Here is a 25278-nt window from a genome sequence, read left to right as displayed (position 1 = left end):
CGAAAGGAGGCATAAACAGCGTCTTGGGGGGCGGTTTCGTTACTGCCGCCCCCGGAGACGGGCGTCACGTCCTGTGCTGCGTGGCACCGGGTTGGGGGGACCCGGTAGCGTGAACCGACGATTCCGAAGGTCCCCCATTCGTAGGAGTCCCGGTGACGCACAACGGACAGGGCGACGAGCCCTCGGCGCGGCCCGCGCGCGAAGGCATCGTGCTGCCGTCCGACGGCGGCGAACCCCTCCTGCCGGGCCAGACGGGCGACCGCGCGATCCCGGCGGGCGGCCAGGCCTGGGACCAGCCGTGGGGACCGGGGCCCGCTCCGGGGACCTCTCCGGAGCCGGGACCGGGTTGGACACCGGCCCCCGAGTGGGGTAATGCGGGCCAGGACCAGGGGCAAGGTCGCGGCCAAGGTCAAGGTCAAGGCCAAGGCCAGGGTGCGCAGGCGCCCGGCTGGGGCACGCGGCCCGCCGACGCGGGCGGGGCCGCTGCGGCTTCGGGCGCCCCGGCCCAGGACGCGCCCCCGCAGATTTCGAGTTGGACCGCCCCGCCGCCGGCCGGGGGCGCACAGACGTCCGGCTGGAACACGACCCCTTCGGGTCCGGGAGGCCAAAGCGGCCAGGGAGGCCAGGGAGGTCAAGGCGGTCCGGCAGCTCAGACTCCCGGATGGGACGGGTCGGCTCCCGGCTCCGGCGCGCAGGGCGGAGGCGGGTACGCCGGACAGTCGTCGCAGTACGCCGCGCCGGCCGCCCCGTACGGGACGCACGGCGCGGGCGCCGCCTGGGGTGGCCCGCAGGCCGCCGGACCGGGTTCCGTGCCCGACCAGCGGTCGGACGGCGCGACACCTCTCCCGCAGGAGGGCACGCCGACGAACGGGTACGGCGCCCCGCAGACTCCGCAGACTCCGGGTATGTACGCGCCCGACAGCGCACAGGCCCAAGCCCAGCCACAGGGTTCTGCCGGGGCGCAGGCTCCGGGCGGTTACGGCTACCCGCAGGCCTCTGGCGGCCAGGCGCCGGTGCCGTACGCCTCCGGCGGCCAGACCGCCGCACCACTACCGCCCGCCGGTGCCGGTGCCGGTGCCGGTGCCGGTGTGGGTACGGGAGCCGGTGCCGGTGCGTTGCCGCCCGCCGCTCCCATGGATGAGGGTGCGACCCAGTTTCTGCCGCCGGTCCCCGCCGCGCCGGCCGTGGACGAGGGCGCCACGCAGTTCCTCCCGCCCGTGGGCCCCGGTGCGCTGCCGCCCGAGATGCCCGCCGCAGGGGCGTCGTCACCCGCGTCGATGTCCGCCGAATCCACCCGGTTCCTCGGCCGGGCCCGGCAGGACGGGCCGGGGCCGACGTCCGGGGGAAGCGGAGCCGGACCTCTGCCTCCGGCCGTCGACCCCGACGCCCAGCCCACGCAGTTCATCCCGCCCGTCCCGGCCCAGCCGGGCGCGGCGCCGTACGGGGCGCGCGCGGGTGTACCGGAGGACCGGCAGCAGCAGCCGCCGGCCGAGTTCGACAACCTCTTCCGGGCCGACGCCGGCGACGCCGGAGGCTCCACGCAGCAGCTGCCCCGGGCAAGGCAGCCGCAAGTAAGACTGGGCGCCGCGTCCGGCTTCGGCACCCCGGGCCGTCCCGTCGGGCTGGGCGGCCCGGGCGGCGCACCGGCCGGCTTCCCCGGTTCGGCCGGTCCTGCCGGTCCTGCCGGTCCGTCCGGTCCCGCCGGTCGTGGTGGACGCCGAGGCGCGGGGGACGGTGACAACGGCCGTGGCGGCCGCACTAGTTCCCGCGTGCCCGTCATCGCCGCGGTCGGCGTCGGGATCGCCGTACTCGGCATCGGCGCGGGCGCCCTGCTCAGCGGCGGCGGAGACGACAAGGGCGACGACAACAAGCCGGTGGCGGCGACCGCGCCCGCCACGGGCGAATCGGGCTCCGGGGGCGCCGACCCGGCCAAGGAGCAGGCCGTGGCCCTGGACAAGCTCCTGGCGGACAGCGGCGACAGCCGCGACTCGGTGGTCAAGGCCGTCGACAACGTACGCAAGTGCGCCAACCTCGCCCAGGCCGCCACGGATCTGCGCGACGCGGCCAAGCAGCGCGACGGACTGGTCACCAGCCTCGCGGCCCTCTCGGTCGACAAGCTGCCGGACCACGCTCGGCTGACCACCGCGCTCAACAGCGCGTGGAAGGCCTCGGCCGCGGCGGACAACCACTACGCCGCCTGGGCCGGCCAGGTCGCCGGCAAGAAGGGCTGCAACAAGGGGCAGGCCCGCGCCACGGGCCAGACCGCGGCGGGCAACCGCCAGAGCGGCATCGCGACCACGCAGAAGGCCAAGGCCGCGCAGCTGTGGAACACCATCGCCCAGACCTACGGATTGACGGAACGCCAGCCCGGCCAGCTGTAACGGGCGACTGGTTCGGGGCGGGGGCGGCGTCCGACCGATTCGACGGGGTCGGTTTCCGGCCGATTCGGCAGGGCCGGTGTCGGCGCCGTCAGGACGCGTCCGTTGTCTCCAGCACCTTCGACACGTTCACGAACCCCTTGCGGGCCGAGACCAGTTGGCCCTTGCGTACCACCTGGAACGACACGTCCGAGTTGACCAGCCGGGGGAAGCCGCTCGCCGCGGTCAGGTTGTCGAAGCTCCAGCTGAGCGTGGGCGTCAGCCCGTCCGTGGTGATCTTCAAGCCGTCGTCGAGCGTCCGCCGGAGCGTCCGCGAGGACACCTCGCCGTCGCCCAGGGACTCGATGGCCTTCTTCAGCGCCGTGTACGCGACCCAGGTCGTCTGCACTCCCGGGTCGGCCGTGTCGATCCGGTTGTCGCCGAAGGCCTCCTGGCGGATGACGTCCTGCATCGGCTTCCACCGCTTGTCGCGCGATGCCGGGTACCAGCCGGTGACGTACGACCCCTCGTACGCGTTGCCCGTCGAGTCGATCACCGACTGGTCGACGCTGCCCAGCACGGACGCCGTCCGCACCGTCGGGTAGTCCTCGCGGGCACGCCGGAACGAGTCCATGAAGGTGCCCGTGCGGTCCCCGAGCGCGGGCACCACACATCCCTCCTCCGTCGGGTCCGACGTCACGCGCCGCAGCGCCTGCTCGGCGTGGTTCGTGTACTCCGTGGCGTCCTCGGCGGCCCGCTGGTCGACGGCGACCGAGTGCCCTCCGGCGGTCAGACCGGAGTCGAGCAGGACCGGCAGCTCGTCACCGGCGATCGTGTCGGGGCGTACGAGGGTGACGGGTCCGCAGTTGGCGGCGAGCTGCTGGCCGAGGCCTGCCAGGAGGGCGGGCTGGCCGCCGTTGACCGGGTAGGAGAGCGGGCTGGTGAACTCGTCGTCGGTGACGCCGTACCCGCCGAGGTACGGGATGCCGGCCGCTTCCAGCGGGGAGAAGAACGAGCGGGCGTGCTGGCTGTACGAGCCGACGACCGCGACGGCGTTCTCGTCGACCGCGCGGCGGGCGCAGTTGGCGGCGGACACCGTGTCGTTGTGGTCGTTGCAGGTGAGGACCTTGAGTTTGTGGCCGTTGATGCCGCCCTTGGCATTGATCCAGCGCGCGTACGCCAGGGCCATGGCGGGCATGCCCGGCTTGTTGGTCGCCTTCGTGTCCTGGGGCGCCCACGTCATGACCGTGATGGTGCCGTCCCCGGAACCCCCCGTGGTACCGGGGACGACACCACATCCGACGGCCAGCGACGCACACGCCGCCAACGCGCCCGCGAACAGCACTCTGGCCTTGGCGGGACGATGGTGGGCGGGGAGGAAGGTGCGGGTGGGTCGCCGACCGGTCATGGACACGCACGATTCCGTTACATGACTACGGCCTGTGTGACCCTTGGTCAATGCTCGGTGACGTGAAGGTGAACACCGGGGTGCGAGGCGGGGCGATTCGCCGAGAACGTACGATCGGTGACCGTGCAAGGTTCGGAGAACTCTTCCCGTCGCGGGCGTCGCTCATCCACCATGGGCGGCATGCCACTGAACGATATGCCGTGGTGGCGCTGGCGCAGCAATGTGCGCTCCGCGCTGCACATGCTTTCCGACACCGAGTTCCAGCGAGGGGTCTGGCTCGCGGGGGTCGACGGGTACGGGGATGTCACCGACGCCGTCTATCGCCTCGTCGAGGACACCTGGCTGGACAACTGGTCCGCCGAGAAATACGTGGGGACGATCTTCCGGGACTCGCAGGAGGCGGCGCTCGTCGACAGCGCCGTGCTTCGGGTGCTGCGGATCATGCATCAGGTGGGGCCTGATGCCGCTGTCTCCGTGTATCTCGAACATCAGGGGTGGCCCGAGGCTGTGCGGGCCGCTCGGGACGCGCACGTGCGGATGGCGGTGAGTGACGGGGAGGATCCCGATGCTGCGCCTCGGACGCTCGAGGTCCTGCAGATCATGACTCGGTCCGCGTAGGCCTCCGGCGGTGGGGTGGGCGCGTATGCCTCCGGCGGTGGGGTGGGCGCCTATGGGGGTGGGTGAATTCCTGCGTGGGCGGGTGCGGGTGGGTGTGGGCTTGTCGCGCCGTTCCCCGCGCCCCTAAAGGGCGCGTGTTCGGTGCTGGCTGATTTATGGGACCCTGGCGTGCATGAACGAGCAGGTCGCGCCCGAGCAGTACGTCCTTACGCTTTCCTGTCCTGACAAGCAGGGCATCGTGCACGCCGTGTCGAGTTATCTCTTCATGACCGGGTGCAACATCGAGGACAGCCAGCAGTTCGGTGACCACGACACGGGGCTGTTCTTCATGCGGGTCCACTTCTCGGCGGAGCCGCCGGTGACGGTGGAGAAGCTGCGGGCCAGCTTCGCGGCGATCGGTGACTCCTTTCAGATGGAGTGGCAGCTCAACCGGGCCGAGGACAAGATGCGGATCGTGCTCATGGTCAGCAGGTTCGGGCACTGCCTGAACGATCTGCTGTTCCGGGCGCGGATCGGGGCGTTGCCCGTCGAGATCGCGGCCGTGGTGTCCAATCACACGGATTTCGCCGAACTCGTGGCTTCGTACGATGTGCCGTTCCACCACATTCCGGTCACCAAGGACAATAAGCCGCAGGCCGAGGCGCAGTTGCTTGAGCTGGTGCGGGAGAAGGGCGTCGAGCTCGTGGTGCTCGCGCGGTACATGCAGGTGCTCTCCGATGATCTCTGCAAGCAGTTGAGCGGGCGGATCATCAACATCCATCACTCGTTCCTGCCCAGCTTCAAGGGTGCGAAGCCGTACCACCAGGCGCACGTTCGTGGTGTGAAGCTCATCGGTGCCACCGCGCACTATGTGACGGCCGACCTCGACGAGGGGCCGATCATCGAGCAGGAGGTCGAGCGGGTGGGGCACCAGGTCACGCCGGAGCAGCTGGTCGCTGTGGGGCGCGATGTGGAGTGCCAGGCGCTGGCTCGGGCCGTGAAGTGGCATGCGGAGCGGCGGATTCTGTTGAACGGGCGGCGGACCGTCGTTTTTGACTGAGGTGCGTCGCGCCCTGCGTTGTCGTGGGGGCGCGGGCCGCGCCGGTACGTCGAGTCCGCCGCGGCGGGGTATACGGCTGTTGGCTTTCGAGGAAGACCGTTCCTGGAGGAGCCGTATGCGGCGGACTTTCGACGTACCGGCACGGCCCGCTCCCGTGTGTGGGGCGGGTGCGGGCCGGGGGGCGGCTTGCGCGCTACATGCGGCTCAGTGATGCTGCCGCGAAGAGGACGTCGCGGATGGCTTCTCGGTCGCCCAGCTGGCCCGCTGCCGCCTCTGCCGGGGAGACGTGGCCCGCGGCCAGTTGGCAGAACTCGACGCCGTCCAGGGCTATGTGCGCCACCTCGTGGTCGGGGGAGGCCAGTGCGCCGGGGGAGTCCAGGGGGATGAGCCATTCGCCGCCGCCCAGGCCCTCGATCTCCAGGCGGAGGCTGCGGCCGGGGGTGCCCGCCGGGACCAGGTGGCGGGTCTGGCCGGGGGTGGCGAGGCCGGCCTGGCGGCGGGCGGCCAGGGCCATGGGGAGCATGCGGGCGCCCAGGTCGATCATCGCGTGCAGGTGGCGGGGCGACGGTGGCTCGTAGGGGTAGTCGACCGCTTCGGCGATGTCTCCCGCGTGGACCCAGGTCTCGAAGGCGCGGTCCAGCATCGCGTCCCGGAGGGGGAGTTCGAAGGCGCCGTACGAGACGGGGAGGCGGCCCGAGCCTCCGCCCGCGAAGGCCGCCGTGCGGACCAGGTTGTGGGCCTGCTCGCGCCAGGGCCCGCGTACGGAACGGGTGGGCGGGAAGTGGGAGGCGGTCCAGTAGGCCTCCGTGCGGGCCGCCGGGGTGGGGGTGTCCGCCGGGGCTTCCAGGGGGTCGTCCAGGCCCAGGGTCACGGCGACCAGGCCGTCCACGGTCAGGAGGTGGGCGATCACGCCCGCGACGGTGGTGCGGCGGCTGGTCTGTTCGTCGCCCTCGAACCAGCGCAGGCGTACGGGGGCGTGCCACTCCGCGTCGCCGATGTCCTGGAGGAGGGCGTCCAGGCGGGCCGTCTCCGCGTCGTACGGCGTTGCCCATTCGGGGACCGGGATGCGCGGCGGGCGGCGGTCCAGGCAGCCCTCCAGGATCCGGGTGCGGAGGGTGGGGTCCAGGTCGAGGCTTTCCGGCGGGTGCAGGAGGCCCACCGCGTCGCGCAGGCGCAGGGCCTCGTCCGCGCACGCGCCGCAGGTGCCCAGGTGGTCCTCGACGGCCGCCGCCTCCTCGGGCGAGCAGGCCGCCAGCGCCCAGGCGCCGAGCAGGGCCTTCAGGACCCGGTGGTCGAGGAGGAGCGGGGTGAGGGTGGGAGCGGGGAGGGGGAGGCCCGTGTCCTCGATGGACGAGCGTGGCATCGGTATGCGCGGTGGCTCGTCGGGGTTGCGGGAGGTGGGGGTGGGGGTGGGGGGTTCCGGGGGCCTCGGGCCCGTCGGGCCGCCCGGGCCGTGCGGGGTGCGCGGGGCGCCCGGAGAGCTGTCTGGTCCGGGGGTGTCCTTCTGGGGGCCCGTTCGGCCTGTGTGGTCTTCCGCCGGGTCCGGCTTGTCCGCGTACCCGTCGTCGTGTGCCTCGAAGGGGTTCGTGCCCTTCATCGGGCGCCCCCGTACTCGGGCGGTGCCCCGGACGGGCCGGTGTCGTTGGCCGTGGACAGGAGCTGGAGGCCCAGGCGGAGGCGGCGGCGGGCCTCGTCCTCGGTGACGCCGAGGTCGACGGCGGTCTGTCGGTAGTCGCGGCGCTGGAAGTAGGCGAGCTCCAGGGCCGCGTGCAGTGGGGTGGGCATCGACTGGACGATGTAGTCGGCGCGGGCCGCCACCGAGGCGCGGCGGACCTTGCGCTCCAGTTCCTCGGTGCTGCCCGGGCCGCCGCCGGCGAGCGCGGCGGTCTCCGTCGCGCGCAGGCGCTGCACGGCGAGGCGGTGGGTCAGCGTGGCGACCCAGGAGCGCAGAGGGCCCTGTTTGGGGTCGTATGTCTCGGGGTTCTCCCAGACGTGGGCGAAGACCTCGCGGGTGACGCCGTCGGCGGCTCGCTCGTCTCCGAGCACACGATGGGCGAGACCGTGCACGAGCGAAGCGAATCGGTCGTACAGCTCACCGAGCGCGGCCGCCTCCCCGCGTGCGAGCCGCTGCTGCATCTTGCGGTCCCAGCGGGGCGGCGCGTCCTTCTTGGTCATGCGGCCCCCTCACCCCGGTCGTGCGGTGCGCCTGTCCCTGTGTCCACCGGATTCTCCTCTCCGGCTTCCTTCCGAATGTAGTCGGCACCCCTGGCCGTGCACGCCCCTTTGTGGCAATGCGCGCCCCTCGCGGGGCCGTGGGTGGTAGTGCCCTGATCACACTGTGCGTGCGGCTCGTCACGTTGTGCGTGTGGCTGCCTAGGTCAGTCTGATCAGGCTTGACCGTACTAGACCGTTCTCGAACGAAACAGCCCAACTGGGGCACGATTCGATGCGGCATCCGGTGTTTCATGGAGTGAGGGTGGGGCAGCCGCGCACCAGGGAAGTGACAGCACCACTTCCGCTTCCGTTTCCGTTTCCGGTCCGACGTCGTCGGGCCGTCCGGGTCCGACAACGTCGAGCGAGAGGCAGGCGTGTGACGCTCAGGGTGACCGACGGCGAGCAGGGCGGCTGGGCCGTGCTCCGGGTGTCAGGCGAACTGGATCTGGTGACGTCACCGGTGCTGCGGCAGCGCGTGCACGACGCCGTGGCCGAGGGACGGCACCGACTTGTCCTCGATCTCTCCGGAGTCCTGTTCTGCGACTCCAGTGGCGTCGGGGTGCTGATCGCCACCCGGCGGCTCATCCGCTCCTGTCAGGGGAGCCTCCGCTTGATCCTGCCCGTGCAGGGGGCCGATGGGGGCACCTCCCGATCGAGTGAATTCGAGATTGGGGGAGGGGCCCACGTCAACCGGGTGCTCGGCGCCCTCGGCGTACGTCGGCTCTTCGACGTGTATCCCGATGTCGACGCCGCCGTCGACGACGAGCCGGGGTCTCTGTCGGCGTGATTCCCGTCACGTGCGGGGTCACATGCGGGGTCACGTACGGGGAAGATCGTCTCGTGACTCCGTGACTCCGTGACTCCGTGACTCCGTGACGCCGTTGTCGCGGATTTCCCCCGGTCTTGGCACAAGGGTCGTTTTCCCGCTCCCCGGGGGGCCCGCTCGTCGTACGCTCCTGCCAGACGTACCCACGTGATGTAAGGCGGCCCGAAAAGACATGGTCAGCACCGAGTACGAGCGAAAGATCGCCGCGCGGTTCGCCACCTTCGATCAGGACGGCAACGGCTATATCGACCGCGAGGACTTCAACGCGGCGACCAAGGCGCTGCTCGCCGAGTTCGGCATCGCGGCCCGGTCCGACAAGGGCCAGGCCCTCTACATCGGCGCGGAGGCCTTCTGGCAGGGCATGGCCGGCATTGCGGACCGGGACGGCGACCAGCGGATCACCCGCGAGGAGTTCGTGGGCGGCGCGGTGAAGCGGCTGCGGGACAACCCCGACCGGTTCGCCGAGATCGCCCGCCCCTTCCTGGACGCGGCGCTCGCCATCGCGGACGGCGACGGGGACGCCGTGGCCACCGTGGACGAGATCGCGCGGGCCCTCAAGGCCCTCGGTACGCCCGAGACCATCGCCGCCGCCGCGGCCGGCGCGCTCGACACGGACGCCGACGGCCGGGTCACCGAGCCGGAGATCGTGAGCGCCTTCGCCCGCTATTTCACGGTGCCCGAATAGCGTTCCCTGAGCTTGTACTTGAGCACCTTCCGCAAGGTCTCGTTGCGCGGAAGGGCGTCCACCACCTCCAGTTGCTCCGGCAGCTTGTGCACGGACAGCCCTTCCGCGCGTAGGTAGGCGGTCAGGGACTGCAGGGTCAACTCCGGGGTCGCGGCCTGCTGTTCGATCACCGCGCAGACCCGCTCGCCGCGTTCCGCGTCCGGCAGGCCGATCACCGCGACGTCGTCGACCGCCGGGTGGCGGTGCAGGAGGTCCTCTATCTCCTTCGCCGAGATGTTCTCGCCCTTGCGGATGATGACGTCCTTCAGGCGGCCGGTCAGGACGAGATGGCCGCCGGGTGTGAGGTGTCCGAGGTCGCCGGTGATCAGGAAGCCGTCCTCGTCGAAGGCCTCCGCCGTCTGCGCGGGGTCCAAGTAGCCCTGGCAGACGGCCTCTCCGCGCAGGTGCACCTCCCCGTCCATGATCCGTATCTCCATGCCCTCCGGGGGCCTTCCCTCGGTCGTCGCGAGGTTGTCCTCGGAGTCGTCGGGCGAGCCCATCGTGATCATCGGGACCTCGGTCATGCCGTATCCATGGGTCAGTTGGACACCCATCTCGCGTACGACGGCGTGGTGGACCTCGGGCGGCTTCGGCGCTCCGCCGCCCGCGAGGAGGCGCAGGGTGGGGATGAGTCTGGTGCCCGGCCGCTTGCGCTGTTCGGCCAGGAACATCGAGTAGAACGCCGTCGAACCGCCCGCCACCGTCACCCCGTGCTTGCGATAGCCCTCCAGGGCGTCCGGCAGCGCGAACTTCTCGAAGAGGACCGCCGGGAACCCGTACAGCAGCAGCATGACCAGGTAGTCGGGGCCGCCGATGTGCGCGAAGGGGAACGCGATCGAGCCGATGTCGTCGGCCGACAGGCGTAGCGCGTGGGCGAGGCAGGAGCCGCCGGCGATCAGCGAACGGTCCGTGTGCAGTACGCCCTTGGGGTCGGACGTCGTCCCGGAGGTCCAGTAGATCCAGCGCACGTCCGTGCCGGTGGTGGGCGGCGGGGGCAGCACGGACGGGTCCCCTTCGGGGAGGGAGTCGTACGCCTCGAAGACGCCGCGTGCGCCGATGCGTTCCGCCATCGCCGTGTGGTCGAAGCCGCGCCACTCGCCCGGTACGGCGAAATGGGCGGCCCCGGACTCCCGTACGGCGAAGGCGACTTCGCGGTCGCGGTAGAAGGGGATCACCGGGGACTGCACGGCCCCGAGCCGGGCCAGTGCCATCGCGAGCACGACCGTCTCGATGCGGGTCGGCAGTTGCCAGGCGGCCACCGTGCCTGGGCGTACGCCAAGGTCGTGGAGACCGGCCGCGGTTCGCTCGGCGCCCGCGCGCAGCTCCTCGAAGGTGAGCGTGCGGTCGTCCTGGAGGAGGACGGGGCGGTCGGGGGTGAGCGCGGCGCGACGCTCGACGAGTTCCCAGAAGGTGCGGGAGGCGCCCAGTGCGTGTGCGGTGTCGGTAGGCATGCGGCCCCTTTTTTTGCGGCTCGGTTCGCCTCCGGGGCGCAGAAGCCTGTGTCGAGACGGCGATCGTGCTCGACCCTCCTTCGTCGGGCCTCCGCGCTCCCCCAGACTCCGTCCGGGGGCCCCAGCCATCTCGACACAGGCGCGCCCCTTCGGCTCACTCGCCTTGGCTGACGGGTAGTCAGATTGGCTGGAGAGCGTAGAGCCAGGTGGCTTGTCGGTCCAGGGGTGCGGGGCTAGCCTTCTAAGGGGCCGATAACTGACGGTCCGTCAGATACTTGCAGTTGGCCAAGGCGGAGGGGACTCATGACCGAACTGCCCCGCATCATCAGCGTCGACGACCATGTGATCGAGCCCGCGAACCTCTTCGAGACCTGGCTGCCGAAGAAGTACCAGGACCGCGGGCCCAAGCCGCTGACGGCCGGGATCGGTGAACTCGCCTACGTGGCGGGCAAGTACCGGATCACGATGGACCCGGACGGGCCGCCGACCGACTGGTGGATCTACGAGGACCTCAAGTTCCCGTACAAGCGCAACATCGCCGCCGTCGGCTTCGACCGCGACGAGATGACCCTTGAGGGCATCACGCGCGCGGAGATGCGGCCGGGGTGCTGGGATCCGGCCGAGCGGCTCAAGGACATGGACGCGAACCACGTCGAGGGTTCGCTCTGCTTCCCGACCTTCCCGCGGTTCTGCGGGCAGACCTTTGCCGAGGCGCACGACAAGGAGGTCGCGCTGGCCTGCGTGCGCGCGTACAACGACTTCATGGTCGAGGAGTGGTGCGGCGACAGCGGCGGCCGGCTCATCCCGCTGTGCATCATCCCGCTCTGGGACATCGACCTCGCGGTCGCCGAGATCCGGCACAACGCGGCCCGGGGAGTGCGGGCCGTGACCTTCTCCGAGATCCCGACCCACCTCGGGCTGCCGTCCATCCACTCCGGCTACTGGGACCCGTTCTTCGCGGTCTGCCAGGAGACCGGCACGGTCGTCAACATGCACATCGGCAGCAGCAGCCAGATGCCCGCCGCGTCCCCGGACGCCCCGCCCGCCGTTCAGGCCTCGCTCAGCTTCAACAACGCCATGGCCTCGATGATGGACTTCCTGTTCAGCGGGGTGCTGGTGAAGTTCCCGCAGCTCAAACTCGCCTACTCCGAAGGGCAGATGGGCTGGATCCCGTACGCCCTGGAGCGCGCCGACGACGTGTGGGAGGAGCACCGGGCCTGGGGCGGGGTCAGGGACCTGATCCCCGAGCCGCCCTCCACCTACTACTACCGGCAGATCTTCTGCTGCTTCTTCCGCGACAAGCACGGCGTCGCGTCGCTGGACGTGGTGGGCCGGGACAACGCGACCTTCGAGACCGACTACCCGCACGTCGACTCGACCTTCCCGCACACCAAGGAGGTCGCCCTCGACCATGTGAAGGGCCTCGACGACGAGACGGTCTACAAGCTGATGCGCGGGAACGCCATCCGCATGCTGAGCCTGGACCTCGACAAGTGATGGACCTCAAGTAATGGACCTCTCCTACACGCCCGAGGAGGAGGACTTCCGGGGGCGGCTGCGGGAGTGGCTCGCCAAGGTGCTCCCCGGGCTGCCTCCGAAGCCCTCGCCCGACGACTGGCCCGGCAGGCGCGCGTACGACCTCGGATGGCAGCGCACGCTGTACGACGCCGGGTACGCGGGGCTTCACTGGCCCATCGACGCGGGGGGCCGCGGGGCCACGCCCACGCAGCATCTGATCTTCCTGGAGGAGACGGAAAACGCGGGCGCGCCCTACGTAGGGGCCAATTTCGTCGGACTGCTGCACGCCGGGCCCACCATCGCGGCCGAGGGGAGCGCCGAACAGCGGGCGCGCTGGCTGCCGCCCGTGCTGCGCGGCGAGGAGGTGTGGTGCCAGGGGTTCAGCGAGCCGGACGCCGGCTCGGACCTCGCGGCGCTGCGCACGCGCGCGTGGCGGGACGGCGACGACTACGTGGTGAGCGGCTCCAAGATCTGGACCTCCCACGCGGAAGTCGCCGACTGGTGCGAGCTGTTGGTGCGGACGGATGCGAAGGCGCCCAAGCACCGGGGGATTTCGTGGCTCGCGATGCCGATGGACGCGCCGGGGATCACGGTACGTCCACTGCGTACGCTCGCGGGCTCGACCGAGTTCGCGGAAGTGTTCCTCGACGAGGTGCGGGTGCCCGTCGCCAACCGGGTCGGTGCGGAGAACGACGGCTGGCGCGTGACCATGGTGACGCTGTCGTTCGAGCGCGGTACGGCCTTCGTGGGCGAGGTGGTGGCCTGCCGGCGCGTCCTCGGCGAACTCGCCCGCGAGGCGCGGAAGAACGGCCGCTGGGACGACGCCGTGCTGCGCCGCGGGCTCGGTCGTCTCAATGCCGAGTTCCGCGCGCTGTGGCGGCTCACGCAGTGGAACGTCAGCGAGTCGGAGCGGGCGGGCGGAGTGCCGGGCATCGGGGGTTCGGTTTTCAAACTGAGGTACTCGCGCGCGCGGCAGGAGCTGTACGACGCGGCGGCGGAGGTCCTCGGCCCCGAGGCGCTCGACCTCGACAGCCGGTGGACGCTCGACCGGCTGTCGTCCCTCTCGTACACCATCGCGGCCGGCACCTCGCAGATCCAGCGGAACATCGTGGCCGAACGGATCCTGGGCCTCCCGAAGGGGCGGTGACCGTATGGATTTCCAACTCACTGATGATCAACGGGCATTGCGGGCGGGGGTACGCGAACTGCTGGTCCGGCGCTTCGGACGGGAGCGGCTGCGGGCCGCCGTGGACGCCCCGGACGCCCCGAACCTCGACCGTGCGCTCTGGCGGGAGTTGGGCGAGGCGGGCTTCTTCGCGCTGCGGCTGCCCGAGTCGGCGGGCGGGGTCGGACTGGGGCTCCCGGAGGCGGTGCTGGCCTTCGAGGAGGCCGGCCGGGCGCTGCTGACCGGACCGCTCGTGGCCACGCACCTCGCGGCCGGCGAGGTACCCGGTGCCGCCACCGGAGAGACCGTCGTCGCGGCCGTCGACGGCACACTCGTCGAATGGCTGGACGCCGCCGACGTCGTACGCGGAGACGTGACCGGAGCCGTCCCGATGCGCTCGGCGGACCCGCTGACACCGCTGCACCGGGTGCCCCGCGCCGCGCCGCCCGACCCGGTGGCCGCGCTGCTGACCGCCGCCGAGCAGTTGGGCTCCGCCGCCCGCACCTGCGAACTGGCCGTGCAACACGCCCGGACCCGTGAGCAGTTCGGGCAGCCGATCGGGGCCTTCCAGGCGGTGAAACACCTGTGCTCCGAGATGCTGGTGCGCGTGGAGGTGGCGCGTGGCGCGGTGTACGCGGCCGCCGTCACGGCCGATCCGCTCGACATCGCGGCGGCCGGGCTGCTGGCCGACGAGGCCGCCGAGCGCGGCGCCCGCGACTGCCTCCAGGTGCACGGCGGGATGGGATTCACGTGGGAGTCCGACGTGCACCTTCACCTCAAACGTGCCTGGTTGCGGGCGCGTCGCGGGCAGAGCGCGGCCGAGGCGGAGGAGGCGCTCGCCGAGGATCTGCAATCCGCCGCGCCGGGGCCCCGGACATGAACTGTGCACGATCATTGCCGCCGATCGTGGCACGACGGAACGGCCCTGAACGGACGGATGTCACTGAACGTGGCATACCGGAATTACCGAGCGTTGATATCGGGTTGTGTCCTAGGCGTGACTCGTGACGGCCTGGAGTCGGAGCTGTGCTCCGGTACCTTGTGTGAGATGCGAGTGGTGCTGAGGCCGAGTCATCACGGTGTTGCCCCTGAGGCAACTCCGGATCCGGCGATGCGTACCGCTCGCGAGGCAGGGAGCAGGACCGTTCCTGCCTGTTCGACTCCCCGCGACGAGCGTCGCACAGTATGCCGCACGCGTACTCCTTCGCGCTGGAATATGCCCGAAGCGCTTGTTGGGGTGACTGTACGTCAACCATGCTGTCTCCTAAGGGAATCACGTTCCGTGAGCCCTTTTCTGACCACGATCGTGGCCCTTGCGAGGCGCGAGGCGATGTGTCCGCCGGTTCGGATGGTGTGAGCGGTGCAGGTGCTTCAAGTGCAGCTGGAAATCCGGCCCGACCCAGCAGAGGTGGGGCGAGCCCGGAGATGGGCTCGTTCGCGCCTCGCCGGGTCCGGGATAGAGGTCGATGAGCCACTTGCCGAGACGTTGATCCTGCTTGTCTCCGAACTGGTCACCAACGCCGTGGTGCACACCGGCCGTCCGGCCGTGCTGCGTCTGTCGCTGCCGGGTGCGGTGACCGGGCCGACGGGCGAGGGGCTGACCGCCGGGGAGCGGGCCGTAGGGGAGCGGGCCGTGGGGGAGGCCGTCGCCACCGTCCGCCTGGAGGTGCTCGACGCCTGCACCCGTCCGCCGCGCCCCCGCTGCGCGGACCGCGACGAGACCAACGGCCGCGGCCTGGCGCTCGTCGACGGCCTCGCGGATCGCTGGGGCTGGAGCGCGGAGGGTGCGGGCAAGCGCATCTGGTGCGAGGTGGACCGCTGTTCGGCGAGGGCGGCGGGCGCCATGACGTACGACGCGGCGCTGGCGGCGTACGGGGACTTGGCGTACGAGGTGGTCTGAGCCGGGCCGTTCGTGTTCCTTCAGGGCTGGCCGCAGTGCCCCTTCAGGGCGGGCCGCAGTGTCCTTTCGGGGCGTGCGACCGTGTCCTTTCGGGGGCGTGCGGACGGTGTCCTTCTGGGGCGAGCGGGCGTACCCCTTCTGGCCGGGCGGGCGTGCCCCTTTTAGGGGCGCGGGGAACTGCGCGACCGCCCCCCTGTGCCCCGCACGTGGCATCCGGACCTCCGGGCGGAGCACGGAAGCACGGGGCCCGCGCCCTACTTGCCCCGTGCCGCCCGATGCGCCGGATCGTGCTTCCATCCATGGCGTCACAAAGGGCGCGTAAGCCACTAATCACCGAACGGGTGTTGACGTGAGGTGTCCGTTTGATCACGCTTGTGTTCAGCGATTCGCTGTGAGGGGACGGCGAGGGTTCCGGTGACGGGGGCCCTTGGCGAGCGTGGGTCGCGATTCGGCGTCGGCTCCTCCAGGGCCAGGAGCGGGGCGGGTGCGCCGGAGCCGGATGGCGGCGCGCGGTGCCGTGCTCGGGGTCAGCACCGCCGCGCCGCCAGCCGAACCTGGTCGGTGGAGAGTCCCGGAGGTCGGCGGGGCGTCCCCAGGGGTCGGCGGGACGTCCCCAGGGGCCAGCGGGACGTCCCCAGGGGTCAGAGGATCGCGACCGGTGCCACCGGCGTCCCCGTGGCGCCGACGAACGGTTCGGGCATCGCCGACAGTAGGAACGCATGGCGGCCGACTTGTCCACAGGCTGTGGACAAGTCTTCGAGATTCCAGTTCTGGCCCTGGAGCATGCCCATGTCGACCAGATCGAGGGCGTGCACGGGAAGCCACAAGTCCTCTATTTCCGGCGGAAATATCTCAAAGGTGAGGGTGTCGTTCGCGACGGCGGCCACATCGCGCGCGTGGAACCACTCCGGGGTGCGGACGGACAGGCCGGGCGACGGGAACGCGTACGCGTGCTTGTCGCCCGCCAGATAGAGCTGGATCTGGCCGGTGCGTACGAGGACGATGTCGCCCGAGCGGACCCTCGTGCCGCTCATCTCCTCGGCCGCTTCGAGGTCTTCCGGGGTCACCGCGTGTCCGCCGTCGAGGCGGTCCTTGCCGAGCGCGCGGGCCACGTCGAGGAGGACGCCGCGCGAGACGATGTGGCGGGGCTTGTCGATGCCGCTGAACTCGGCGCCGCCGTGGGCCGTGACGGTGCCGGCCGGGCGGCCGTTGTAGATCTTTCCCGAGTGCGAGACATGGGTCAGCGCGTCCCAGTGGGTGGCCGCCTGGAGGCCCATCGTCACGGCGTCATCGCTGCACGCGACCGTGCCGGGCCCGAACAGCTCCTGGTTGATCTGCACCATCGCGTGCAGCGGGTTGATCCGGCCCGGCATCATCCCGGTCTGCACACCGTCCTCCCGGAGCGGCAGCGCGAGCGGAACGCGGCGGCCCGTACGTACCGTCGCCGCGGCTTCGCGCATGACCTCGTCGGTGATCAGGTTCAGCGTGCCGATCTCGTCGTCGGCCCCCCAACGGCCCCAGTTGTTCACGCGCTTGGCGATCTCGTGGAACTCGGCCGGCATCGACATGAGTACTCCCCGGGGCTTGTCTCCAGGTATCTGACGGGTCGTAGAATCCGAGTACGAATCTAACGGACCGTCAGAAACTGCGGGAAGGGGCCGGGGCGTGGGGAACTTCTTGGCAGGCAAGGTCGTCGCCGTGACCGGGGCGGGCCGGGGCATCGGGCGCGCGGTGGCGCTGTCGGCCGCGGCCGAGGGCGCACGGGTCGTCGTCAACGACTACGGGGTGTCGATCGAGGGCGCGGAACCGACCAGCGAGATCGCCGACGCCGTGGTCAAGGAGATCGAGGCGGCCGACGGAAGCGCGGTCGCGGTGGCCGACGACATCTCGACGATGGCGGGCGGACAGCGGGTCGTCGACACGGCACTGGAGACGTACGGGCAACTCGACGGGGTCGTGTGCGTGGCCGGGATCCTGCGCGAGCGGATGCTCTTCAACATGTCCGAGGAGGAGTGGGATCCGGTCATCGCCACGCACCTGAAGGGCACGTTCACGGTCTTCCGCGCGGCGTCCGCCGTGATGCGGCGGCAGGGCTCCGGCACGCTCATCGGCTTCACCAGCGGCAACCACCAGGGGTCCGTCTCCCAGGCCAACTACAGCGCCGCGAAGGGCGGGATCATCTCGCTCGTACGGAGCGCCGCGCTCGGGCTCCACAAGTACGGGGTCACGGCGAACGCGGTCGCGCCGGTCGCCCGTACGCGCATGTCGGCGAACGTGCCGATGGAGTTGAAGGAGATCGGCGAGCCCGAGGATGTGGCCGCGCTCGTGGTGTACCTGCTGTCCGAGCGGGCGCGGGAGGAGCGGATCACCGGGCAGGTCTACACCATCGCGGGGCCGAAGATCGCGGTGTGGGCGCAGCCGAGGGAACTCCGTTCGGGGTACGCGGAGGGGGCGGCGTGGACGCCGGAGAGGATCGCGGACTTTCTGCCGGGGACGGTGGGGGTGGATCCGATGCCGTTGCTTGAGCGGGTGGAGGAGATGGCGCGGGCCGCTGCGCGAACTGCGCGGCGCGCGGCTGGGCAGGAGTGAGCGCGCCGTAGGGGCTGGGCTGGTTGGTGGGTGCGGGTTGGCTGTGGCTGAGCGCGCAGTTCCCCGCGCCCCTTAAGGGCGGTGGGAGGGCACCTTGGATTTCGGGTTCACGTTGGAGGATGCGGCGTTTCGGGCCGAGGCGCGTGCCTGGCTGGCCGAGCACGTAGCCGGAGCCGGAGCCGGAGCCGGGGAACGCGGGGCGTGGGAACGGACGTTGGGTGCGGCCGGGTGGATCGGGCTCGGGTGGGGCGAGGGTGGGTATGGGAATCGGCTCGCCGGGCTCAGTCAGCAGGTTGTCTGGGCCGAGGAGTATGCGCGGTCCCGGGCTCCCGCCCGTACCGGGCACATCGGGGAGAACCTGCTTGCCCCCACCCTCATCGCCCACGGCAGCGACGAGCAGAAGTCCCGTTTCCTGCCGCCGATAGCTGCCGGGGACGAGCTCTGGTGTCAGGGGTACAGCGAGCCGGGTGCGGGGTCCGACCTCGCGGGTGTCCGTACGGCGGCCGTACGGGACGGCGACGCGGGCGGGTACCGGGTCACCGGGCAGAAGATCTGGACCTCGCTCGCGCACGAGGCGGACTGGTGCTTCGTGTTGGCCCGTACGGAGGCGGGGTCGCGGCGGCATCGCGGGCTGAGTTTTCTGCTCGTACCGATGGACCAGCCGGGGCGGATCGAGGTGCGGCCGATTCGCCAGATGACGGGGACGAGCGAGTTCAACGAGGTCTTCTTCGACGGGGCGCACGCGCGCGTGGAGCACGTCGTCGGGGGCGAGGGCAACGGGTGGCAGGTCGCGATGAGCCTGCTCGGCTTCGAGCGGGGTGTGTCCACGCTCGCCCAGCAGATCGGCTTCGCCCAGGAGTTGGGGCGGGTGGTGGAGGCGGCCGTGTCGACGGGTGCGGTGGACGATCCGGTCGTACGGGACTGTCTCGTGCGGCAGTGGGCCGAGTTGCGGGTCATGCGGTGGAACGCTCTGCGGACGCTGGGGAGTTCGGGGGGCCAGGGCCAGGGGCAGAGCCTGGGTGCTCCCAGTGTGGCCAAGTTGTTGTGGGGGCGGTGGCATCAGCGGCTCGGGGAGCTGGCGATGCGGGTGCGGGGAACGGCGGGGGCGGTGGGGCCGGTGGAGTGGTCGGCTTCGGCGCCCTACGAACTGGACGCGTTGCAGCACCTGTTCCTGTTCAGCCGGGCCGACACGATCTACGGCGGTTCGGACGAGGTCCAGCGCACGATCATCGCCGAGCGGGTGCTCGGCCTTCCCAGGGAACCGAAGGGTTGAGGTGGGCGCCATGCGGGGTGTGATCTTCGATGGGAAGCAGACCCAGGTGGTCGACGACCTGGAGATACGGGAGCCGGGGCCGGGAGAGGTGCTGGTCGCGATCTCGGCGGCGGGGCTGTGCCACAGCGATCTCTCTGTGGTGGACGGGACCATACCTTTCCCCGTACCTGTGGTGCTCGGTCATGAGGGTGCGGGTGTCGTGGAGGCGGTGGGTGTGGGCGTCACCCATGTCGAGCCCGGAGACCATGTCTCCCTGTCCACACTCGCGAACTGCGGGACGTGCGCGGAGTGCGACCGGGGGCGGCCCACCATGTGCCGCAAGGCCATCGGGATGCCGCAGCGGCCGTTCACGCGGGCGGGGCAGTCGTTGTACCAGTTCGCGTCCAACTCCGCCTTCGCGGAACGGACGCTGGTGAAGGCCGTGCAGGCGGTACGGATTCCGAAGGACATTCCGATGGCGTCCGCCGCGTTGATCGGGTGCGGGGTGCTCACCGGGGTCGGGGCCGTGCTGAACCGGGCGCGGGTCGATCGCGGGGAGAGTGTCGTCGTGATCGGTACGGGTGGGATCGGCCTCAACGTGATTCAGGGGGCGCGGCTCGCCGGGGCGCTGACGGTGGTGGCGGTGGACTCGAATCCGGCGAAGGAGGGGGTGGCGCGGCGGTTCGGGGCGACGCACTTTCTGTCTTCGACGGAGGGGGTGCGGGAGATTCTGCCCACGGGGGCGGACCATGCCTTCGAGTGTGTGGGGAGGGTGGAACTGGTGCGGCAGGCCATCGACTTGCTCGACCGTCACGGGCAGGCGGTTCTGCTCGGTGTTCCGCCGGCTGCGGCCGAGGCGTCCTTTCTTGTCTCGTCGATGTATCTGGACAAGTCGATTCTGGGGTGCCGGTATGGGGCGGCTCGGCCGCAGCGGGATATCGCGCTGTATGCGCAGCTGTATCGGGAGGGGCGGTTGTTGCTGGACGAGTTGGTGACGGAGACGTATCCGGTGGAGGACTTTGAGAAGGCTGCCGCCGATGCGTCGGCCGGGCGGGTCGCCCGGGCTGTCCTGACGTTCTGAGCCACGCCGCGGGGGGATCCGGAGGGATTTCGCCCGCCGCCCCTACCTCCCCCACTCTCGGCTCGGGAACGCAGCATCTTGGGGACCCACTTTGGCACGGTGATGCATGGCTTGCACCAGCGCAGACACCAGCCCGGCCGCAGTCTCCGGCGCCCTCACCGCCGCCCTCACCGCCGCCCGGGAACTCACCGGCCGCGAATACCTCCGAGTCAGCAGGAAGCAGGAAGCAGGAAGCAGGAAGCAGGAAGCAGGAAGCAGGAAGCAGGAAGAAGGGCAGAGCTGCGACGAGCAGCATGCCGACAACATCCGCAGCGGGGAGCCCGGCAACCCGGCGGGCTGCCGCCATGGTCCCGGTCGACTTGGTCAACTACCGCGAACTATTCACCGCCGACCAGCCTGCCGCCGACCTGATTCCGTGGGCGGTGCCACCCCTTCGGCCGTCGCCCAGATGCCCAACGGAAGGGACGAGAACAAGACCCAGCCCGTCGAGGACGGCGTGCTGCGGCCGATGCTCGCCGCCGCTCTCTACCTGCCGGCAGCATTCGGCCCGCACACCATCACGCTCGCCGAGCAGATACGAGAGGCCGGCCGCGACGAGCGTCCCGTCACCCACGACGTCCTCGACGAAGTTCCGCCGGGCAAGGCGCTGGCTCACCTTCGCAGCGTCCTCGTCGCGACGGGCGCCCTGCCGCCGCGCGACGAACGGCTCGTCGCTCTGGAGAAATGGATCACCACAACCGTCCAGGCTCGCACGGACCTCGCCGAACGCCGGATCCTGCACGGTTACGCGGTCTGGCACCACCTGCGCCGACTCCGTCGCCGAGTCTGCGAACAGCACACCACTCAGCTGCAGGACATGAACGTGCGCTGCCACGTCACCGCGGCCGACAACTTCCTCGCCTGGCTCGCCGGCGAAGGTCTCACCCTGGATACCTGCACACAAGCCGACCTGGAACGCTGGATGACCGATCCCGCCTTCCGCTACCGGGACGAGACCGGCAACTTCGTCCGCTGGTCCGTACAGCATCGCCATGCCCACGGCCTCACCTGCGGCGCCGCCCGCAGGGCACCATCGACAGCGAGAAACGCTGGACCGACGCACGCCGCCTCCTCAACGACGACACGCTACCCACCGCGGACCGAGTCGCTGGACTGCTGCTGTTCTCTACGCGCAGAAGATCTCCACCATCAGCCAACTCACCGTCGAGGACGTCGACATCACCGTCGAGACCGTCGCGATCACCTTCGGAATCTCGCCCGTCATCCTGCCGATGCCGCTTGGCGCCCTGGTCCACGAGCTCATCGCGACCCGACGCGGCAAAGCCAAGATCGGCACTCCGGACGACGCCCCTTGGCTCTTCCCCGGAGGACAACCAGGGCGTCCGCTCAGCGACAGTCAGGTCGGTCTGCGGCTGCACAAGATCGGCATCCGGCCCCAACAGGACCGCTCCACAGCCCTGTTCACCCTCGCCGCCGAACTGCCCGCCGCCATCCTCGCCCGGATGCTCGGCGTCCACATCCAAGTCGCCGTCCAACGGCAGAAGGCATCCGCTGGCGACTGGGCCGCCTACGCCGCCGAGGTCAGCCAGAGACAAAGAGCATGACCGAGGCGTTCCGAGGGTTCCGATACTCCGAGCTCGTTCAGCTGGAAACCACCCGAGAGGACTAACCCCGAAGCGATGCCAACGTCCTTACCACAACGTCGGTTGCCCTTGCATACCGCTCTGGCTCACCAGGCTGAGCCCGCCCCAACGGTCCTACGCTCTCGCTGTGTGCGACGAGCCTGAAGATCAGTGCGCGAATCAGCATCTGCTGCCAGTCAGGATGATCGCGGCCACCCGTCAGCAGGTCGGACAGAAGATCGAACCACAGCAGACCATCTGCGACCACGATGGCCTCGGCGAACACCGGAGGTCGCCAATACGGCGAAAAGTCGATCACAGCAGGCACTTCGCCCGCACCGAAGAGCACATTGCCGGTGAGATCGCCGTGGATGAGCTGAGCTGCGTCCTGCTTCACCGGGCGCCTTAACTCCAGCAGAGCCGAGAACGGCGCGGCGAGGTCCTGGATCACGTCGATGTCCTGTTCGTTCCACGCGACGCGGTCGGCCACGGCCCAGGGGTGGGTATGCCGATCAAGGAAGTCGGGCCGGGGCACCTGTCGCAGGGCGGCATGGAAGGCACGGCCGGCGCTGAGCACACCAGTCCAGTGTTCCTGCGGACCAGGCTCGCCGATCAGGAACTCGCTGGCCGTCCAGCCGTCCACGACGCTCCGCCCGCCGACAGCCCGGAGCGGCAACGGGACGCGGAATCCACTGCCCGGTGTCAGCGTCCCGAACAGGGAAGCAGCCCACTCGGCCTCGTCCTCAGCTCCCTCCGCAGGCTTGAACACAAACCCACCGACGAGAACGCTTCGTCCTTGCCCGCCAACCAGCGGGACAGGAGTGCCCTTCACACCGAAGGCATCGAGGACGGTAGGGGCGGGAACGGCGTTGCTCGGCAGCTCAGTCACGCCAGGCATCCTGCCGACACCGCCTTGCCCAGTGCACCTTCTTTTCGCCCAGCACCGGCCTTCACGCCGGCTCGCACAACTCTTCCGGGTGAAGTACAGAGCAGTCAGCCAGAGAGGAAGATCGTGAGCGGGGTATTCCGAGGGTTCCAATACCCGACTCCACCGCTATCTCGCCCCGGCGGAGCCCAAGCCGAACTGCTGGCCGAGGTCAACAAGCTGGAAGGCGACCGCAACTTCGACCTGGTTCTGGAAGAGTTCCGCAACTACCAACAGGGCATCCTCCCATCCGGGCCAGGAGCCCGGAGACTGACCGAATTCTTCGCCAGCATCGACGCCAAGCTCGAACCGATGGCAGCGTCGGCGCCGAAGACCCAGCGCAGTGACCGCGACGTGCTCAACCTGCTGACCAAGCGGGCCAAGACCCTCCATCTCGGTCCCGCGAACTACTGCTGGTTCACCGACCCGTCCCGCGCGCTCTGCCTCAAACTCGCCGGCACCCCCACCGCCGACCGCCCGCTCGTCGGGATGTGTGACTCCGCCCGCTGCCCGCAGGCCACCCATCACCCCTGCCACCGCCTCGTCTGGGCCGAGCACGCCGAACGCACCAACACCTTCCTCGGCCAGCTCGGCGCCCCCCGCAAGACCGAACGCACCCGACTCCAAGCCGATTACGACCGGGCGATGCGTGTGGTCCCGAGATCGACGCCGCTAACACCATGGACGAGGAGTCCGCATGAGAATCTCCGCAGCCCAACGGACCGAGAACGAGAACCGCATCCGGGCCGCCATGGACAGGCTCCTCCGAGGCGAAATCCCGCCCGGCGGAAAGTGCGACATCAAGACACTCGCCAGCGAGGCCGCAGTCGACCGCGCCGCGCTCTACGGCACCCGCCCCTACTCTCACCTCCGCGTCGAGTCGAACGACGCCTGAACGCCATGCGCGAGGCCGGCGAGATACCCGACCCTCGCGAGGTCCAGATCTCCCGGCTCGAGGCAGAGAACACCAGCTCAGGCAATGGCTGGCCCAGTCGGAGCAGACGGTTGACGAGCTCACCGACTTCCGCAGCCAGACCCTGGCCCGGCTCGCCGCCCGACATGAAGAGATCGTCCGACTCCGCGAAGCCGCCGCTGGGACCAGCCGGGTGAGTCGTCTCCCTTCGCCGCGGAGCACGGTGATCGGAACCTGCAGTTGAAAGACGATCTCCGCTCGGTCAGACGGCAGGCTCGGGGAGGTGACCGAGGTGCTTGATAACGCGCTCACGCAGGAGGAGGTACTCCTCCCAGCGCCGGGGCAGAGGCCCCGGCGGACGTTTGACGACACGGGCTGCAGTGATGGTCTGGCCGTCTCGGAACTGCTCGCGGGTCAGGTCGAGCTCCACGCCACCGGGCAGTCGATTCCACCAGTGAAATCCATGCTGTTCCCCGCTGCAGTGGACCTCCCCGACCGTGAGGTCGCCGCCGAAGATGTCGTTGACGATCAAAGCCGTGATGTCACAGTGGCCCCACGCCGGGTTGCCCGGATGCCACTCGGCGCGAGCGAGGTCGTCCGGGGAACAGGTGTCGGCGGCCCAACTGGCTCGCAGGGCTTTGTCGATGGCCAGCAGATTCCAAGGGATCATGCCGCCAGCATCGCAGCCGCCACTGACATTGCCGGATCGTCAGGGAGACGCTCTTCAGCTGCCGCATCCGGGCTCCAGAAATCGTCGCAGAGCTTCCCGTCCTCCTGGAACGAAGAGCCATCGATCGATGACCTTGCACAATTCGGCCATGGCCAGCCAGCCCTGCCAGGCGATCTCGCCTGGGTCCGGGACCAGGGGTTCCGTCACGACAGCCTCATGCACCCCAATCCATACGGGGCTGATCCCCTCCCGGCAGAGGAACTTGAACATGAAGCGCACCGGCACACGAACGCCCAGCTCTTCGGACAGTTCCCGGGCCGCCGCTTCCTCATACGACTCGCCCACGTCCACGGCGCCGCCGACCATCACGTCGTAGTGGCCCGGGAACCGGGACAGCACCTCGGACCGCCGCAGGACCAAGATCCGCCCCTCGCGATCACGGCAGATCGTCGCTGCAATGCGATGCGGCCAGTTCTCGCGCACCGCCTCGTCTCGCTCGACGACCCCCAACACGCGGTCATGCTCATCGACATGCTCAACCAGTTCGCTCACGGAGGCACGATCTCAGCCCTCACTGACAACACGGCCCCACGAGCACCAGCGACGAGTGATCCGCATCACAGGAAATCCCGTGGAAAGCAACACGATCGACGATCTGCGTCGCGAATGCGGCCTCGATGCCTGGCCTGCTCAATCGCGACACGATGTCATCTGCACACGGTCTCTGCGGACACAAGACACTCCGGCCTGACCCACCTCGGCGAGGGAGGGGCGAGCCTGCTGATGCTGATGGCGAAGTCCCGGCACAGGAAGGCAGAGAACGTACGGAAGTACTTCCACCCCTCCCCGGAGGCGATCGCCGAAGTTACCAGCCTGCTCGCGCCGGGCGATCGCCGGCGCTGACCGCGGGCGGGGTGCCTTCCCGGAATTGGGACCAGCGGTACAGCCGCAGGCTCTTAGGTTCGATCACTGGCATCGGTTATCGCAGCGCTGTTATATTAGCGCT

The 25278-nt window shown here is 69.9% G+C and carries 24 protein-coding genes and 1 pseudogene; 15 read left to right on the top strand and 10 right to left on the bottom strand.

Going from position 1 to position 25278, the window contains the following annotated elements; all coding sequences use genetic code 11:
- The first annotated feature begins 152 nt into the window (after positions 1-152).
- A complete protein-coding gene (locus tag OHA11_RS19500) occupies positions 153-2381 on the top strand; it encodes a hypothetical protein (protein ID WP_266498069.1) in 2229 nt (742 codons plus the stop codon).
- 88 nt (positions 2382-2469) lie between these two features.
- On the opposite strand, the gene OHA11_RS19495 is transcribed toward OHA11_RS19500, so the two are convergent.
- Positions 2470-3765, bottom strand: coding sequence for an ABC transporter substrate-binding protein (locus OHA11_RS19495; RefSeq protein ID WP_266498066.1), 1296 nt, complete (start codon positions 3763-3765; stop codon positions 2470-2472).
- Positions 3766-3882: 117 nt separating this feature from the next.
- Here OHA11_RS19495 and OHA11_RS19490 point away from each other — a divergent pair, with 117 nt between their 5' ends.
- Entirely contained in the window at positions 3883-4383 is a 501-nt protein-coding gene (locus tag OHA11_RS19490; RefSeq protein ID WP_266498063.1) for a hypothetical protein, read from the top strand.
- A 172-nt stretch (positions 4384-4555) separates the two neighbouring features.
- A complete protein-coding gene (gene purU, locus OHA11_RS19485) occupies positions 4556-5422 on the top strand; it encodes a formyltetrahydrofolate deformylase (protein ID WP_266498061.1) in 867 nt (288 codons plus the stop codon).
- 193 nt (positions 5423-5615) lie between these two features.
- Here purU and OHA11_RS19480 read toward each other — a convergent pair whose 3' ends face one another.
- Together OHA11_RS19480 and OHA11_RS19475 are read right to left on the bottom strand one after the other, a co-directional pair.
- Positions 5616-7019 carry a zf-HC2 domain-containing protein gene (locus OHA11_RS19480; protein ID WP_266498059.1) on the bottom strand — a complete coding sequence of 468 codons (1404 nt, stop codon included), beginning with the start codon at positions 7017-7019 and terminating at the stop codon, positions 5616-5618.
- Complete coding sequence (locus tag OHA11_RS19475) at positions 7016-7597, bottom strand: sigma-70 family RNA polymerase sigma factor (protein ID WP_266498057.1); 582 nt, start codon at positions 7595-7597, stop codon at positions 7016-7018. The genes OHA11_RS19480 and OHA11_RS19475 overlap by 4 nt, the downstream gene beginning before the upstream one ends.
- A gap of 415 nt (positions 7598-8012) precedes the next feature.
- Between OHA11_RS19475 and OHA11_RS19470 the strand changes: the two genes are divergently transcribed.
- Together OHA11_RS19470 and OHA11_RS19465 are read left to right on the top strand one after the other, a co-directional pair.
- Entirely contained in the window at positions 8013-8423 is a 411-nt protein-coding gene (locus OHA11_RS19470) for an STAS domain-containing protein (protein ID WP_266498055.1), read from the top strand.
- 211 nt (positions 8424-8634) lie between these two features.
- On the top strand, positions 8635-9147 hold the full coding sequence (locus OHA11_RS19465; protein ID WP_266498049.1) for an EF-hand domain-containing protein: 513 nt from the start codon (positions 8635-8637) through the stop codon (positions 9145-9147).
- Here OHA11_RS19465 and OHA11_RS19460 read toward each other — a convergent pair.
- Complete coding sequence (locus OHA11_RS19460) at positions 9126-10637, bottom strand: class I adenylate-forming enzyme family protein (protein WP_266498047.1); 1512 nt, start codon at positions 10635-10637, stop codon at positions 9126-9128. The two genes, OHA11_RS19465 and OHA11_RS19460, sit on opposite strands and share 22 nt — an antisense overlap.
- Before the next feature lie 303 nt (positions 10638-10940).
- On the opposite strand from OHA11_RS19460, the gene OHA11_RS19455 reads away from it, so the two are divergent.
- The 4 genes from OHA11_RS19455 (at position 10941) to OHA11_RS19440 (ending at position 15220) form a co-directional block, all read left to right on the top strand.
- A complete protein-coding gene (locus OHA11_RS19455) occupies positions 10941-12134 on the top strand; it encodes an amidohydrolase family protein (RefSeq protein ID WP_266498046.1) in 1194 nt (397 codons plus the stop codon).
- A gap of 13 nt (positions 12135-12147) precedes the next feature.
- Positions 12148-13302 carry an acyl-CoA dehydrogenase gene (locus OHA11_RS19450; RefSeq protein WP_266498043.1) on the top strand — a complete coding sequence of 385 codons (1155 nt, stop codon included), beginning with the start codon at positions 12148-12150 and terminating at the stop codon, positions 13300-13302.
- A 4-nt stretch (positions 13303-13306) separates the two neighbouring features.
- Entirely contained in the window at positions 13307-14200 is an 894-nt protein-coding gene (locus tag OHA11_RS19445) for an acyl-CoA dehydrogenase family protein (protein WP_266498041.1), read from the top strand.
- A gap of 495 nt (positions 14201-14695) precedes the next feature.
- Positions 14696-15220, top strand: coding sequence for an ATP-binding protein (locus OHA11_RS19440; protein WP_266498038.1), 525 nt, complete (start codon positions 14696-14698; stop codon positions 15218-15220).
- A 641-nt stretch (positions 15221-15861) separates the two neighbouring features.
- Here the strand turns inward: OHA11_RS19440 and OHA11_RS19435 are convergent.
- On the bottom strand, positions 15862-16788 hold the full coding sequence (locus OHA11_RS19435) for a cyclase family protein (protein ID WP_266498035.1): 927 nt from the start codon (positions 16786-16788) through the stop codon (positions 15862-15864).
- A 97-nt stretch (positions 16789-16885) separates the two neighbouring features.
- Here OHA11_RS19435 and OHA11_RS19430 point away from each other — a divergent pair, with 97 nt between their 5' ends.
- From OHA11_RS19430 to OHA11_RS19420, 3 genes are all read left to right on the top strand, one after another.
- Positions 16886-17809 (top strand): SDR family oxidoreductase, encoded by a 924-nt coding sequence (locus OHA11_RS19430; RefSeq protein WP_266498033.1) that lies wholly within the window; start codon positions 16886-16888, stop codon positions 17807-17809.
- A 94-nt stretch (positions 17810-17903) separates the two neighbouring features.
- The gene (locus OHA11_RS19425; RefSeq protein WP_266498028.1) at positions 17904-19082 is read left to right on the top strand and encodes an acyl-CoA dehydrogenase family protein; all 1179 of its coding nucleotides are present in this window, start codon (positions 17904-17906) and stop codon (positions 19080-19082) included.
- Between the two features lie 10 nt (positions 19083-19092).
- A complete protein-coding gene (locus tag OHA11_RS19420) occupies positions 19093-20142 on the top strand; it encodes an alcohol dehydrogenase catalytic domain-containing protein (RefSeq protein WP_266498025.1) in 1050 nt (349 codons plus the stop codon).
- A gap of 367 nt (positions 20143-20509) precedes the next feature.
- Here OHA11_RS19420 and OHA11_RS19415 read toward each other — a convergent pair whose 3' ends face one another.
- Positions 20510-21175: a hypothetical protein gene (locus OHA11_RS19415; RefSeq protein WP_266498023.1), complete on the bottom strand. Its 666-nt coding sequence runs from the start codon at positions 21173-21175 to the stop codon at positions 20510-20512.
- Between OHA11_RS19415 and OHA11_RS19410 the strand changes: the two genes are divergently transcribed.
- A complete protein-coding gene (locus OHA11_RS19410) occupies positions 21174-21746 on the top strand; it encodes a hypothetical protein (RefSeq protein ID WP_266498022.1) in 573 nt (190 codons plus the stop codon). The genes OHA11_RS19415 and OHA11_RS19410 overlap by 2 nt on opposite strands.
- Positions 21747-21807: 61 nt before the next feature.
- On the opposite strand, the gene OHA11_RS19405 is transcribed toward OHA11_RS19410, so the two are convergent.
- Positions 21808-22653 carry an aminoglycoside phosphotransferase gene (locus tag OHA11_RS19405; protein WP_266498020.1) on the bottom strand — a complete coding sequence of 282 codons (846 nt, stop codon included), beginning with the start codon at positions 22651-22653 and terminating at the stop codon, positions 21808-21810.
- Between the two features lie 165 nt (positions 22654-22818).
- On the bottom strand, positions 22819-23316 hold the full coding sequence (locus OHA11_RS19400; protein ID WP_266498019.1) for a hypothetical protein: 498 nt from the start codon (positions 23314-23316) through the stop codon (positions 22819-22821).
- Positions 23317-23386: 70 nt separating this feature from the next.
- Between OHA11_RS19400 and OHA11_RS19395 the strand changes: the two genes are divergently transcribed.
- Entirely contained in the window at positions 23387-23584 is a 198-nt protein-coding gene (locus OHA11_RS19395; protein ID WP_266498017.1) for a hypothetical protein, read from the top strand.
- 280 nt (positions 23585-23864) lie between these two features.
- On the opposite strand, the gene OHA11_RS19390 is transcribed toward OHA11_RS19395, so the two are convergent.
- Entirely contained in the window at positions 23865-24272 is a 408-nt protein-coding gene (locus tag OHA11_RS19390; protein WP_266498015.1) for a hypothetical protein, read from the bottom strand.
- Between the two features lie 54 nt (positions 24273-24326).
- Complete coding sequence (locus OHA11_RS19385) at positions 24327-24824, bottom strand: NUDIX hydrolase (RefSeq protein ID WP_266498012.1); 498 nt, start codon at positions 24822-24824, stop codon at positions 24327-24329.
- A 177-nt stretch (positions 24825-25001) separates the two neighbouring features.
- On the opposite strand from OHA11_RS19385, the pseudogene OHA11_RS19380 reads away from it, so the two are divergent.
- Positions 25002-25175, top strand: a pseudogene (locus OHA11_RS19380) (site-specific integrase); the annotation flags it as partial.
- Positions 25176-25278: the final 103 nt, after the last annotated feature.

The organism is Streptomyces sp. NBC_00878 (assembly GCF_026341515.1).
In the GTDB taxonomy this organism is placed as follows: Bacteria; Actinomycetota; Actinomycetes; order Streptomycetales; family Streptomycetaceae; genus Streptomyces.
Note: the sequence above shows the minus strand (reverse complement) of the source record. Positions and strands in the feature narration are given on the sequence as shown.